The organism is Streptomyces sp. NPDC090798 (genome assembly GCF_044768965.1).
Taxonomy (GTDB): Bacteria; Actinomycetota; Actinomycetes; order Streptomycetales; family Streptomycetaceae; genus Streptomyces.
On record NZ_JBIVXA010000021.1, the window covers coordinates 135,271 to 148,116 of the forward strand.

Sequence of the window (12,846 nt, forward strand, 5' to 3'; positions counted from 1 at the left end):
GAGGACGAGGAAACGGTGATTCGGCGGGTACGGGGATCTCATGACCGTCATCCCGGATATCGACCTCACGACCCGCCCCTCGAACCACCGCACCCTCCGAAACCACTTCCTCGCAGCGGACTCCCGCCTCTTCGAGGCCATCGCGTCCCGCCACTGGCCGGGCTGCGACCCCCTCCTGCCCAAACTGAGCCGCAGCGCGAACCACGGCCTGCTGTGGTTCGCCACGGCCGCGGCACTCGCAGCGACCCGCACCCCCCACGCCCGCCGAGCCGCCGCCACCGGCCTCGCCTCCCTCACCCTCGCCTCCGCCACGATCAACACCGTGGGCAAGCGCTCGGTGCGCCGCCCCCGCCCACCCCTCGCCCCGGTCCCGCTGGCCCGCCAGCTCAAGCGACAGCCGATCACCACCTCGTTCCCCTCGGGCCACTCCGCGTCGGCCGCCGCCTTCGCCACGGGCGTGGCACTGGAGTCGCACGGCTGGGGCGCCGCGGTGGTACCGCTCGCCACCGCCGTGGCCCTGTCCCGCGTCTACACCGGCGCCCACTTCCCGAGCGACGTCCTCGCGGGCGCGGCGCTGGGCACGGCAGCCGCGTACGCCGTACGTGGCCTTCTCGCACGCCACCGACCGTGACTCGTCCGGACCCCTCACCACCGTCAACACTCAGGCCTCAACACTCGACTCGTCCATATGGCAAGACGTGGGTCTCACCATGCGACATGCGGGCGTACGGTGATGCGCAACCGACGAGACGACGCGAAGGGGAAACGGTCATGTCGAAGTCGCAGGAGACCGCCGTCTACACACACGGCCACCACGAGTCCGTACTGCGTTCGCACACCTGGCGCACGGCCGCCAACTCGGCCGCCTACCTGCTCGACTCGCTGAAGCCCCACATGAAGATCCTGGACATCGGCTGCGGCCCGGGCACCATCACCGCCGACCTGGCGGAACTGGTCCCCGAAGGCCACGTCACCGCCGTCGACCACGCCCCCGGAATCCTGGACCAAGCCCGCGCCGTGGCCGCCGAACGCGGTCTGGACAACGTCGAGTTCGGGGTCGCGGACGTGCACGCCCTGGACTTCCCGGACGACACCTTCTGCGTGGTCCACGCCCACCAGGTGCTGCAGCACGTGGGCGACCCGGTGCAGGCGCTGCGCGAGATGTACCGGGTCACCAAGCCGGGCGGTTTCGTCGCCGCCCGCGACGCGGACTACTCGGCGATGGCCTGGTATCCCGAGGTGCCGGGCCTGACCGACTGGCAGGACCTGTACCTGCGCGTCGCCCGGGCCAACGGGGGCGAACCGGCGGCCGGCCGCCGTCTCAAGTCGTGGGCACTGGCGGCCGGCATCAAGGACATCACGGCGACGTCGGACACCTGGACCTTCGCCACCGACGACGAGCGGGAGTGGTGGGGCGGGCTGTGGGCCGATCGTACGCAGGCCTCGGTGTACGCGGAGCGCGCCACGGAGGGCGGACACGCGACCCCCGCGCGACTGCGGGCGGTTTCGGAGGCGTGGCGGGAGTGGACGCGGCAGGAGGACGGCTGGTTCTCCGTCCTGCACGGAGAAATTCTCTGCCGAAAGGGAGCGTGATCCGCCTGCTTCGGGAAACACGGACGGCAGGAGGTACACATTATGGTTCCCATTCTTCTGGTACTACTGCTGGCCCTGCTTCTCTTCGGCGCCGGATTCGCGATCAAGCTGCTCTGGTGGGTAGCGCTGGTGGTCATTGTCCTGTGGCTGCTGGGATTCCTGGTGCGCGGAACGAGCGCCTCGGGGAGCAGGGGCCGCTGGTATCGCTGGTGAAGCCATTCCCGTAAAGCTGTTTCCGGAGTCGGCCCGAGGCCTTGACAAGGCCTCGGGCCGCAGGCATTTCACGCGGACGTTTGACAAGCCGCATTTCACAGGCGGCCATTCCACAGGCCCAATTCAAATTCGGCATCGGATCCAGCGGGTGCGGCGGATCCAGCCGGTGCGGCTCAGCGCACGATCGCCGTCTCCACCAGCAGCCGCGCCGCCGCCGCGATCGACTCCGCGTCGATGCCGGCGGCGTGCAGTTGCTCGGCGGGGGTCGCCGAACCCGGCATCGTACGGACGGCGAGGCGGACCAGGCGCGGCACCGGGCGGCCGTCGAGGAAGGCGTCGAGGATCGCGTCGCCGATGCCGCCCTCCTCACGGTGGTCCTCGACGGTGACGAGGCAGCCGGTCTGTTCGGCGGCCTCGCGCAGGGTGCGGCGGTCGACGGGCTTGACCGAGTAGAGGTCGATGACCCTGACCTGGATGCCCTCGCGGTCGAGCGACTCGGCGGCGGCCAGCGCCTCGTGAAGGGTGACGCCCGCGGCGACGAGCGTCAGCCGGTCCTCGTCACTGGCGCGCAGTACCTTGCTGCCGCCGACGGGGAACTCCTCGGTGGGGCTGTAGATCACGGGGGTGTCGCCGCGTGAGGTGCGCAGATAGCGGATGCCCTCGCGGTCCGCCATCGTGGCGACGAGCTTGGCCGTCTGGTTCGCGTCGCACGGGTAGAGCACGGTGGTGCCGTACAGCGCCCGGAACATCGCCAGATCCTCCAGGGCCATCTGCGAGGGGCCGTCCTGGCCGATCGAGACGCCCGCGTGCGAGCCGACGAGGTTGATGCCGGAGCCGCTGATCGCTGCCATCCGGATGAAGTCGTGGGCCCGGGTGAGGAACGCCGCGAACGTGGTGGCGTATGGCACCCAGTCGCGCGCGGCCATGCCGACGGCAGACGCGACCAGTTGCTGCTCGGCGATGTAGCACTCGAAAAAGCGGTCGGGGTGTTCCTTGGCGAAGAGCTCGGTGCGGGTGGAGTCGCTCACCTCGCCGTCCAGGGCGACGACGTCACCACGGGCGGTGCCGAGCGCGGCGAGCGCCTGTCCGTAGGCGTCGCGGGTGGCGGCCTTGTCCCCGATGTCGTAGCGGGGCAGTTCGAGGTGGCCGGAGCGGACGGCATGCAACACCCTTGCCGGGGGCGGCTGTTGGACTTCAACGTGCAGGTTGCGCACTCCACCGAGTTCGGCGATCGCCTCCTCGGCATCCGGCAGCGGTTTGCCGTGCAGGCCCTCGCGGTCCTGGACGGACTCGACACCCTTGCCCTTGAGCGTGCGGGCGATGATCACGGTCGGCTGCCCCTTGGTGGACTCGGCCTCGGCGTACGCGCGGTCGATGGCGTCGACATCGTGTCCGTCGATCTCCACGGTGTGCCAGCCGAAGGCCTGGAACCGGCGCGCGTACGCGTCGAGGTCGTGACCGTGCCGGGTCGGGCCGCGCTGGCCCAGCCGGTTGACGTCGATGATCGCGACGAGGTTGTCGAGGTGCTCGTATCCGGCGTGCTCGGCGCCCTCCCAGACGGATCCCTCGGCGAGTTCGCTGTCGCCGCACAGCACCCACACCCGGTAGCCGGTGCGGTCGAGCCGTTTGCCGGCCAGTGCGACGCCGACCCCCACGGGCAGCCCCTGGCCGAGCGAGCCGGTGGCGGTCTCGACCCACGGAAGCCGCCGGGGTGTCGGATGCCCTTCGAGCCGGCTGCCTAGCTTGCGGAAGGTGAGCAGTTCGGCCTCGCTGATGGCCCCGGCCGCCCTGTACGCGGCGTACAGGAGGGGTGAGGCATGGCCCTTGGAGAGGATGAAACGGTCATTGCCGTGATGCTGGGGGCGCTCGAAGTCGTAGCGCAGGTGCTTGGCCAGCAGGACCGCCATCAGGTCGGCCGCCGACATCGAGGACGTGGGGTGCCCGGATCCCGCGGCGGCGGCGGCGCGCACGCTGTCGACACGCAACTGCTGTGCCAGTTCCTTGAGTTGACGGGTTTCCATGGCGTTCACGGTGGTGTTCATGACTCTCCTTCCGGACGGCTCGCGAAGTCGCCGGGCGCACCGGCCACCCGTGCCAGTTCCGGCGAGGCGGTGTCCAACGGCACCGACCACGAGCGGACCAGGCCCAACTGCACGGCCTGGCGCGGCAGTACGGCGTTCAGCAGCCAGTCGGCCGCGACGCGGACGCGGTTGCCGGGCATCGCGGCGAGGTGGTAGCCGCGGGTGACGGCCCCGGCGAGGGGGCCGGACAGCGGGATGCCCAGGGGGTTGGCGGCGGCCTGCGCACCCCCGAGGTCGACGGTGAAGCCCAGGTCGCGGTGGCGGTAGGCACGTCGGCTCCCGATACCGAGCGAGGCGGCGACATTGCGCCCCGCGACCCTCCCGTGCCGCCAGGCGTGCTGCGCAGTCATCGGCGTGTACTGGCCGGGCCGCTCGAGATCCGGTACGGCGGCGGCGTCGCCGCACGCGAACACCTCGGGACGGCCCGGCACCTGGAGATACGGGTCGACGAGCAGCCGCCCCCGTTCCAGGGGCTGCCCGAGCGCCTCGACGAACGGATCGGGCCGTACGCCGACACACCACACCAGCGTCCGCGTGTCGACCAACTCCCCGTCGCTGAGGCGGACGCCGCTCGGGGTCGCCTCCTCGACCGAGGTCCCCGTGCGCACGTCGACGCCACGTCGTCGCAGGACGCGGTCGGCGCTGCGGGAGAGCCGCTCGTCGAGCTCGGGCAGGACGCGCGGCGCGACGTCGAGCAGCATCCAGCGCGGCCGCACGCCCTCCCGCAGCGGTTGCCTGCGTACCAGCGCGTCGGTGAACAGCTGTCCCTGGGCCGCGACCTCGGTCCCCGTGTACCCGGCGCCGACCACCACGAACGTGCACCGCGCGGCACCGCTCTTCGGGTCGTCGGACGCGGCTGCCAGTTCCACCTGCCGGGTCACGTGGTCCCGGAGGTACAGCGCCTCGGGCAGTCCGCGGAAGCCGTGCGCGTACTCGGCGACACCGGGCACGGGCAGCAGCTTGTTCACGCCGCCGACGGCCAGCACGAGACGATCGTACGTCAGGGTGCCCGGCTCGCTCTCGGGATCCGTGTAGTGCACGGTGCGTGCGTCGAGGTCGATGCCGTCGGCCTCGCCGAGCACCAGGCGTACGTGGGGCAGGGTGCCGGGGAGCGAGATGGTGACACGGCGTGGCTCCAGGACTCCGGCGGCCACCTGGGGCAGCAGGGGCAGATACAGAAAGTAGTCGGTCGGGTTGAGAAGGGTGATGTCGGCCTTGTGCCGGGTCAGCCGCGCCAGCGTGCGGGCGGTTCGGTACCCGGCGAAGCCGGCACCGACGATCACGATGCGGGGTCGACTCACGGTTTCGCCTCCGGCGATGTCGCTCGTACCTCGTACGGGGCTTTCCGCGTCCCCGCGGTCGGGGCGCCCAAACCCGGAGGGCTCCGGTGTTTCCTCCTCGCCACGGGAGGTCATTCGGCCGTCCGGAGGAGACGTCCGAAACGATCTCGTCCTCCGGCGTGCCCAACTAAGCTCGTCCGCATGGAGATTCTGGGAGCCACGTTAAGGATCTGCGTCGACGACCTGGAGGCTTCGGTCCCCTTCTACGAAAGACTCGCGGGTGGGCGGGCCCTGCGGTTCGAGCGCGGCGGTGTGTCGGTGGCGGCGGTGGGCTGTTTCCTGCTCATGAGCGGACCCGAGGCCGATCTGGAGATCCTGCGGAAGGTCTCCGCGACCATCGCCGTCAAGGACGTCGAGGACGCGCATCGGGTGCTCAGTGAGCTGGGCGCGCGGATTCTGGCGGGACCGGTGGGGACGCCGGCCGGGCGCAATCTGATCGCCATGCATCCGGACGGCGTCGTATACGAGTACGTCGACCGCGGAGCCACATCACTGTGACCACCCCGCCCTGAATCGCCCCGGTGCGGCCCGGCGGGGGCTGATCGCGCGGTTCCCCGCGCCCCTTGAGAGCGCCGGCGCTCATCTTTCAGCCCGTCGGGGGGCGAGGAAAGGCTAGTTGGAGGGCGGGCGCATGCGGAAGTCGTAGTGGGGCGGGAGCGGCTCGTCCGTCAGGCGGGTCCACAGGGCGGTGATGGTCTCCGCCCCCTCCCGCAGGTCGGCGACCTCGAACGCCTCGTCGAAGACAGCCCGCGCCCCGTCCCGGTCCCCCTCCGCGAGGAGCAGCTCCACCTCCAGCAGCCGGAACCGGCCGCGCGCCCGCGTGACGGGCCGCAGTCGATCCCAGACCCGCCGCGCCTCCCCGGTACGCCGCACCGCGAGCAGCGCCCCCACCGCCTCCCGCCCGAGCGCGGCCGTGGCCGCGGTCCAGGCCGGACCGTCGTCACGCCGCTCCTGACACAGATCGTCGAAGGCCTCGGCGTACCGGTCGGCGGCCCGCTCCCGGTTGCCGGCCTCCTGGTCGGCGACGGCCAGACACCGCAGCAACGGCCAGAGCGAGGGGGCGAGTTCGAGCGCCCGCTCCCAGCTGCGCACGGCCTGTGCCAGGTCCCCGGCATGCCACTGCGCGACGCCGAGGTGGTACTCGGTGAGCGGTTTGGCGGGCGCGGTCTCCAGCATGTCCCGCCAGTGCGGAGCGACCAGGCTCTCACCGGGTGGCCCGACCCGCCGCGGCTCCGGGAAGGCACCGGTCCGCAGGAGCCTCGCCCAGGGCGCCTGCGCCTCCCCCAGCGTGGACTCCTCGAACGGCGTCCCGGGCAGCTTGTAGGAGGCGCGGAGCACTTCGAGCGCACCCCAGCCGGACCCGACGGCCAGCACCTCACCGGGTTCGGTGTCGGCGCACGGCAGCCACTCCTCGTACGCCGCGTCGACGTCCCCGCGGGGGAGGACCTCCGACAGCCGGCGTTCCGTCTCCGCCCGCGCGAGCGCCCAGTCCGGCCCGTGCACCGCCCCCGCATCCGTCGCCAGCGGCCCGTACGCCTCCAGCCAGGACACCTCGCTCTCCGCCTCCAGCCGGACATGTTCCAGCTGGGTGCGGGCGAGCCCGGCCTGGATCTCGCAGTAGCCGCCGGTGCCGGGTTCGGTGAGCCACTCCTGCCAGCGCCGTCCGCCCGGACCGGAGCCCCAGACGAACAGCTTGCGCCCGCGCAGCACGTCGGTGGACGTCTGCACGAGCCCGTCGCCCGCGTCGTCGAGCGCGGCGATCCAGCGGCGCTGCCCGTCGGGCATCTCGTAGAAGTAGTCGGCGGGGAAGACGCTGCGCGGCGGATACGTGCGGTCCACCCCCTCGTACTCCGGTACCGGCTCCCTCCGCAGCCGCCGCTCGTACCCGAAGTGCCAGGCCTCGTCCGCGGGGGCGAGTACCCGGCGTTCCTCGGGGACGGCGATGTTGGACCACCAGTACAGGGGCGCCGGCTTCTCGTGCGGATTGCGGACACGGACGCCGACGTGGAGGAAGTCGGAGCCGTCCGGGAGCCACAGGTCGACCTGGAAGGGCAGGTCGCGCAGCCGCTCCCACTCCCACAGGCGGAGCATCTCGCCGCCGTCGGGGGCGGGGACACGGGCGGCGTGCACGGGGGCGCAGGACAGGGTGGTGTGGCCGGTCGCGCCGATGTTCCACTCGATGCCGCCGGAGAACCAGGCTCCGTTGAGGGCGAAGCAGGCGGGCTGCACCACCGGGTTGCGGTAGAGGAGTTCGCGCTGTGAGGGCTTGTGGAACAGCGAGGCCACCCGGCCGCCGTAGCCCGGCAGCACCACCGCCCGCAGCCGGTCGTTCTCGATCACGATCGTGTCGATCCCGCGCGGCTCGCGCCGTCTGTCGTATCCGTCCCGGACGCGCTCGGGCAGCACGCTGCGCAGCGGCTCGTAGCGGATCTGCCGGGCCATGTCGCGCGGCAGGTCGGCGCTTTCGCGGTCGTCGACGCGGTGTGTCTCGTCGAGCGGCCGCAGGGGCGGCAGCGGGTTGTCCGGGCCCAACTCCGCTACCGGCAGGGTCAGTACGTCACGTCGGATCGTCGTCACGATGACCATGGAACAGGGACATCGACCACCTGACCAGGGTGTCCGCTCGTCAGGATCCGGTCAGGATTCCGCAAAGGCGACGACGCCGGTGTGCGAAGGGAGGCTCGACTCGGGGGGGAGGTTCAGGTCGAAGTGAGCATCTCCGAGGTGATCGCCCATCGCTCGTGGTCGCGCCACGCCCCGTCGATGTAGATGAAGTCCGGCGAGAACCCCTCAAGCCGGAATCCGCAGCGCCGGGCGAGGGCGATCGAGGCCGCGTTCCGGGGCTGGACGTTGATCTCCAGCCGGTGCAGCCCCATCGCCCCGAAGGCGTATCGGACCACGAGCCCGAGCCCCTCGGCCATCAGCCCGCGCCCGGTGGCGTGTGCGAAGACGCCGTAGCCCAGCGCCCCGCACAGGAATCCGCCCTCGACGATGTTGTTGATGTTGATGAAGCCCGCGATGGCCCCGTTGTCCCGTTCGCAGACCAGGAACCCGGCCTTCGTACGGTCCTCGATGAGCCGCCCCGCGTAGGCGGCGTAGGCGTCGACGCTGCGGGGCGGGAAGAGCCAGGGCTGGTGCAGTGCCTTGCTCTCCCGGGCCCGTGCGGTGAACTCGGCACCGTCCTCGAGGGTGAAGTGCCGGATGCCCACGCGGGGGCCCTCGGCAAGATGGACGGAGGCGTTCTCAGGCATCCCGACACAGTACGCGACGACGGCCTTCACGACAGGTTCTGGGCGAGCGCCGGCTCCTCCAGCGTCAGGGTCCCCGCGTCCGCGTCGAGCTCGGCCCGTACCCCGAAGGGAATCGTCAACGCGCCCTCGCCATGTCCGAATCCGAACTCCTCGACGACCGGCACCCCGAGGCCGCCGAGCCGGTCGGTGAGCAACGTCCGCACGCGCTCGTACGGCGAGCATTGCGCCCAGGAGCCGAGCAGGATCCCGGCGACCCCGTCCAGCCAGCCGGCCCTCAGGAGTTGGGTGAGCGCCCGGTCCAGGCGGTACGTCTCCTCACCCACGTCCTCCAGGCAGAGCAGGCCGCCGCGGGCGGAGGTCCGGCCGTGCGGTGTGCCCAGGTCGGCGGCGAGCATGCTCAGGCATCCACCGAGGAGGACACCCGAGGCGCGGCCCGGCACGAGCGGTGCCGCTCCCCCGCCGGACTCGATCACCCGTACCGTCTCCGGTTCGAAGAGCGTCGCCCGCAGATGTTCCTGTGTCCGCGCGTTCTTGATGAAGTCGACGGCGGCGACCATCGGCCCGTGCAGCGTCGCCAGCCCCGCCCGGCCGGCGAATGCCTCGTGCAGTGCCGTGATGTCGCTGAAGCCGAGCAACACCTTGGGTCCCGCGGCCCGTATCGCGTCCCAGTCGAGGAGGTCGACCATGCGCTGGACGCCGTAGCCGCCCCTGGCGCAGAGCACCGCGGCCACGTCCGGGTCGCACCAGGCGGCCTGGAAGTCGGCGGCCCGGTCGGCGTCGGTGCCCGCGAGGTAGGTGAACTCGGGGTGCCGGTCCAGGACATGTGGTGCCACGACGGGGTCGAGGTCCCAGCCGCGCAGGATGTCGAGGCCTGCCGCCAGCCGCTCCTCGACCACGGGCCCGCTGGGCGCGACGACGGCGACTCGGGCCCCGGGGGCGAGACGTGCGGGACGGGTCAGGGCTTTCACTGGGTGGACTCCACGATCGGTGGGACGGATCCCGTCGGCGCTGTGACGGGCTCTTCTTGGGCGGTGAGGCGCAGGGTGGGGATGCCGGGCGGACGCAGGCCGAAGACCTGTGCGTACAGGGAGAGTTCGGACTCCAGGGCCCGCACCATGGTGTCGGCCCGCCGGAATCCGTGTCCCTCACCCTCGAAGGTGAGGTAGGCGTGCGGTACGCGTCGCCCGGTCGACCGGGCCAGCCTGGCGAGGAACCGTTCGCACTGCGCGGGCGGACAGATGACGTCGTCCAGGCCCTGCAGGATCAGGAAGGGCGCGGTGATGCGGTCGGCGCGCTCGGTGGGCGAGCGTTCCACGTACCGGGCCGGCACTTCGGCGATCGGCCCGATCAGCGTCTCCAGGTACTGCGACTCGAAGTCGTGGGTCTCCCCCGAGCCCCATTCGCCGAGGTCGAGGACGGGATACAGGATCGTGCCGCAGGCGTAGACGTCGGTGCTGGTCAGGGAGGCCGCGGTGGTCCAGCCGCCCGCGCTGCCGCCGCGGATGGCGAGCCGGTGCCGGTCGGCGGTGCCCTCCTCGGCGAGGGCGAGCGCGACGGCCGCGCAGTCCTCGACGTCGACGACGCCCCACTGCTCGCGCAGCCGGTTGCGGTACTCCCGCCCGTGCCCCGCCGATCCGCCGTAGTTGACCTCGGCGACGCCGATGCCGCGCGAGGTGAAGTAGGCGATCTCCAGGTCGAGAACGAGGGGCGCGCGGCCGGTGGGTCCGCCGTGCGCCCACACGACGTAGGGCGGCAGTTCGTCGCCGGGTGCCACGTGGTCGGGGTGGTGCGGCGGGTAGATGTGGGCGTGGACCTCGCGCCCGGCGGGGCCGGTGAAGGTGCGGATCTGCGGCTCCGGGTAGTGCGCGGGGTCCACCGGGTCGGCGTGGCCGGCGCCGATCACCCTGGCGCGGCCGGTGCGGGCGTCGAGTTCGACGACCTCGTACGCGCTGCGGGGGCTGGCGGCGACGCCCACGATGCGGCTGCCGTGGACCGCGAGTGTCGGGGTGAACTCGGTCCAGGGGCCGGCCGCGTCGACGACCTCGCCGGTCTCCGGGTCGAGTATCCCGAGGGCGGTGGCGCCCCGGCCGTGCACGACGGCGACGAGCCCGCTCTCCAGCGGCGCGAACCAGCGGTACCCGATCTTCCACAGCGGGCCGCCGAACTCCTCCTCCCGGGGGCAGACGGGCGTGTCCTCCCCGAGCCGGTACAGGTTCCACCAGCCGGTGCGGTCACTGGCGTACAGGAGGGTGCCGTCGGAGGTCCAGTCCGCCTGGGCGATCGACTCCTCCGGTCCGCCCGCGACGGCCCGCGCGCCGTGCAGGATGCCCTGCTCGGTGACGTCGGCGAGGATCAGTTCGGTGCCGTCCCAGGGCATGCGCGGGTGGTCCCAGGCGAGCCAGGCCGCCTGCCCGCCGTCGGGCGAGAGCCGGGGCCCCGTGACGAACCGGTGGCTGCCGTCGGTGAGTTCGCGCACCGCGTCGCGGTCCTGCGCCGCCGACCCGTCGAGCGGCACCGCGGCCACGACCCGGCGTACGTCGGTGGGTCCGTCCCCGGTGAACTCCTCCAGCACGCACCACACTTCGCCCAGCTCGGGGCGCAACCGCGGGTCCACCCAGCGCAGTCCGCCGCCCACCGGGGACAGGGGGGTCAACGGGCGGGGCCGCGCGTCCGGGGCATCGGGCTCGTAGGCGTAGAGTCGCTGGTCGGCGAAGTTCACGAACACCACGAACGGGCCCTCGGGGCGCATCTCGCCGGCCCACGGCTGTCCGCCGTACTCGATGACCCGGCTGCGCACGTTCCAGGGGGCCGGCAGCACCGGCTCCTGGGTGCCGTCGGCCTGTCGGCGTACGAGCGTGCGCCGTCCGCCCTCCGTGGGCCGGGGTTCGGTCCACCACGCCTCGTCGCCGACGAAGCCGACGAACTCGGGATGCCCGTCGTGCGCGGCGGCGAGCGCCGCGTCGATGGGCGAGGGCCACGATCCGTACGCCAGGTTCTGCATCCTGTCCTCTCTAGGCCGTGCGCAGGAAGCGGTCGAGGACGCGGACGCCGAAGTGCAGCGCCTCGACGGGAACGCGTTCGTCCACTCCGTGGAAGAGGGCCTGATAGTCGAAGCCCTCGGGGAGCTTGAGCGGGGCGAAGCCGTAGCCGGTGATGCCGAGGCGCGAGAACTGCTTGGCGTCCGTACCGCCCGACATGCAGTACGGCACCACGTGTCCCTCCGGCGCGAACTCCTCGACGGCGGCACGCATCTTGGCGTACGTCGGCGAGTCCACCGGCGACTGGAGGGCCACCTCGCGGTGGTGGAACTCCCACTCCACGTCCGGTCCGGTGAGCCGGTCGAGGGTCGTGCGGAACTCCTCCTCGCCGCCCGGAAGAAAGCGGCCGTCCACGTGGGCGACGGCCTCCCCCGGAATCACGTTGATCTTGTAACCGGCGCTGAGCATGGTCGGGTTGGCGCTGCCCCGGACGGTCGCCTCGACGAGCGCGGCGGCGGGCCCGAGCTTGTCGAGGAGCCCTTCGACGTCGTCCAGGTCGGCGTCGATGCCGTACAGCGTGGCGAGTTCGGTGAGGGCGGCGCTGACGGTCGGGGTGAGCCTGAGGGGCCACTCGTACGCGCCGATCCGGGCGATCGCCGCGGCCAGCCGGGTCACCGCGTTCGCCCGGTTCACCTTGGAGCCGTGGCCCGCCCGCCCGTGCGCGGTGAGTTTGAGCCAGCCGGTGCCGCGCTCCCCCGCCGCGATCGGGTACAGCTCGCGGCCCGCGCCGTCGTGGAAGGTGAACGCACCGGACTCGCTGATGCCCTCGGTACAGCCCTCGAACAGCCCCGGATGCAGGTCGGCGAGGAACCCGGAGCCGTCCTCCGCGCTCGCCTCCTCGTCGGCCGTGAACGCGATCACCAGGTCGCGCCGGGGCCTGACGCCGAGGCGGGCCCACAGGCGTACGACCGCAAGGATCATCGCGTCCATGTTCTTCATGTCTACCGCGCCGCGCCCCCACACAACCCCGTCGCGGATCTCCCCGGAGAACGGGTGCACGCTCCAGTCGTCGGCCTGCGCGGGTACCACGTCGAGGTGACCGTGGACGAGCAGCGCGTCGGCGGACGGGTCGGTGCCTTCGAGACGGGCGACGACGTTCGTACGGCCCTTGGTGCGCTCCAGCAGTGTGGGTTCGAGGCCCGCTTCGGCGAGGCGCGCGGCGGCGTACTCGGCGGCGGGGCGCTCCTGGCAGTCGCCGCCGCCCCGGTTGGTGGTGTCGACGCGGATGAGGTCGGAGGTGAACCGTACGACCTCGTCCAACGCCCGCTCGTCCACGGCCCGTTCGTCGGTGGCCCGCTCTTGCGCAGCCCGCTCGTTCATGGTCCTCTGG

10 protein-coding genes and 1 pseudogene are annotated in these 12,846 nt (G+C 71.9%); 4 read left to right on the plus strand and 7 right to left on the minus strand.

Features of this window, described 5'->3' with window-relative positions; translation table 11 throughout:
• Positions 1-40: 40 nt before the first annotated feature.
• The 3 genes and pseudogenes from ACIQTP_RS35465 to ACIQTP_RS35475 all read left to right on the plus strand — a co-directional run.
• Positions 41-628 (plus strand): annotated as a pseudogene (locus ACIQTP_RS35465) (phosphatase PAP2 family protein); the annotation flags it as partial.
• Positions 629-771: 143 nt separating this feature from the next.
• Complete coding sequence (locus tag ACIQTP_RS35470; protein WP_403407719.1) at positions 772-1,593, plus strand: class I SAM-dependent methyltransferase; 822 nt, start codon at positions 772-774, stop codon at positions 1,591-1,593.
• A 42-nt stretch (positions 1,594-1,635) separates the two neighbouring features.
• Entirely contained in the window at positions 1,636-1,806 is a 171-nt protein-coding gene (locus ACIQTP_RS35475) for a hydrophobic protein (protein ID WP_402045255.1), read from the plus strand.
• 173 nt (positions 1,807-1,979) lie between these two features.
• On the opposite strand, the gene ACIQTP_RS35480 is transcribed toward ACIQTP_RS35475, so the two are convergent.
• Positions 1,980-3,827: a transketolase gene (locus ACIQTP_RS35480; RefSeq protein WP_403407773.1), complete on the minus strand. Its 1,848-nt coding sequence runs from the start codon at positions 3,825-3,827 to the stop codon at positions 1,980-1,982.
• A gap of 17 nt (positions 3,828-3,844) precedes the next feature.
• Positions 3,845-5,188 (minus strand): NAD(P)/FAD-dependent oxidoreductase, encoded by a 1,344-nt coding sequence (locus ACIQTP_RS35485; RefSeq protein WP_403407721.1) that lies wholly within the window; start codon positions 5,186-5,188, stop codon positions 3,845-3,847.
• Positions 5,189-5,368: 180 nt separating this feature from the next.
• On the opposite strand from ACIQTP_RS35485, the gene ACIQTP_RS35490 reads away from it, so the two are divergent.
• Positions 5,369-5,725 carry a VOC family protein gene (locus tag ACIQTP_RS35490; RefSeq protein WP_402045263.1) on the plus strand — a complete coding sequence of 119 codons (357 nt, stop codon included), beginning with the start codon at positions 5,369-5,371 and terminating at the stop codon, positions 5,723-5,725.
• 114 nt (positions 5,726-5,839) lie between these two features.
• On the opposite strand, the gene ACIQTP_RS35495 is transcribed toward ACIQTP_RS35490, so the two are convergent.
• The 5 genes from ACIQTP_RS35495 to ACIQTP_RS35515 form a co-directional block, all read right to left on the minus strand.
• Entirely contained in the window at positions 5,840-7,813 is a 1,974-nt protein-coding gene (locus ACIQTP_RS35495) for a DUF5107 domain-containing protein (RefSeq protein WP_403407723.1), read from the minus strand.
• Positions 7,814-7,926: 113 nt separating this feature from the next.
• Positions 7,927-8,478: a GNAT family N-acetyltransferase gene (locus tag ACIQTP_RS35500; RefSeq protein ID WP_403407725.1), complete on the minus strand. Its 552-nt coding sequence runs from the start codon at positions 8,476-8,478 to the stop codon at positions 7,927-7,929.
• A 26-nt stretch (positions 8,479-8,504) separates the two neighbouring features.
• Entirely contained in the window at positions 8,505-9,446 is a 942-nt protein-coding gene (locus ACIQTP_RS35505) for an LD-carboxypeptidase (protein WP_403407727.1), read from the minus strand.
• Entirely contained in the window at positions 9,443-11,479 is a 2,037-nt protein-coding gene (locus tag ACIQTP_RS35510) for a prolyl oligopeptidase family serine peptidase (protein ID WP_403407729.1), read from the minus strand. The genes ACIQTP_RS35505 and ACIQTP_RS35510 overlap by 4 nt, the downstream gene beginning before the upstream one ends.
• Positions 11,480-11,489: 10 nt before the next feature.
• Positions 11,490-12,836 carry a M20/M25/M40 family metallo-hydrolase gene (locus ACIQTP_RS35515; RefSeq protein ID WP_403407775.1) on the minus strand — a complete coding sequence of 449 codons (1,347 nt, stop codon included), beginning with the start codon at positions 12,834-12,836 and terminating at the stop codon, positions 11,490-11,492.
• Positions 12,837-12,846 lie beyond the last annotated feature (10 nt).

Excerpts from the sequence above, each read along its gene's own strand:
- ACIQTP_RS35475 (WP_402045255.1), top strand. The coding sequence starts at position 1,636 with ATGGTTCCCATTCTTCTGGTACTACTGCTGGCCCTGCTTCTCTTCGGC.
- ACIQTP_RS35515 (WP_403407775.1), bottom strand. The coding sequence starts at position 12,836 with ATGAACGAGCGGGCTGCGCAAGAGCGGGCCACCGACGAACGGGCCGTG.
- ACIQTP_RS35490 (WP_402045263.1), top strand. The coding sequence starts at position 5,369 with ATGGAGATTCTGGGAGCCACGTTAAGGATCTGCGTCGACGACCTGGAG.
- ACIQTP_RS35510 (WP_403407729.1), bottom strand. The coding sequence starts at position 11,479 with ATGCAGAACCTGGCGTACGGATCGTGGCCCTCGCCCATCGACGCGGCG.
- ACIQTP_RS35500 (WP_403407725.1), bottom strand. The coding sequence starts at position 8,478 with ATGCCTGAGAACGCCTCCGTCCATCTTGCCGAGGGCCCCCGCGTGGGC.
- ACIQTP_RS35495 (WP_403407723.1), bottom strand. The coding sequence starts at position 7,813 with ATGGTCATCGTGACGACGATCCGACGTGACGTACTGACCCTGCCGGTA.
- ACIQTP_RS35480 (WP_403407773.1), bottom strand. The coding sequence starts at position 3,827 with ATGGAAACCCGTCAACTCAAGGAACTGGCACAGCAGTTGCGTGTCGAC.
- ACIQTP_RS35470 (WP_403407719.1), top strand. The coding sequence starts at position 772 with ATGTCGAAGTCGCAGGAGACCGCCGTCTACACACACGGCCACCACGAG.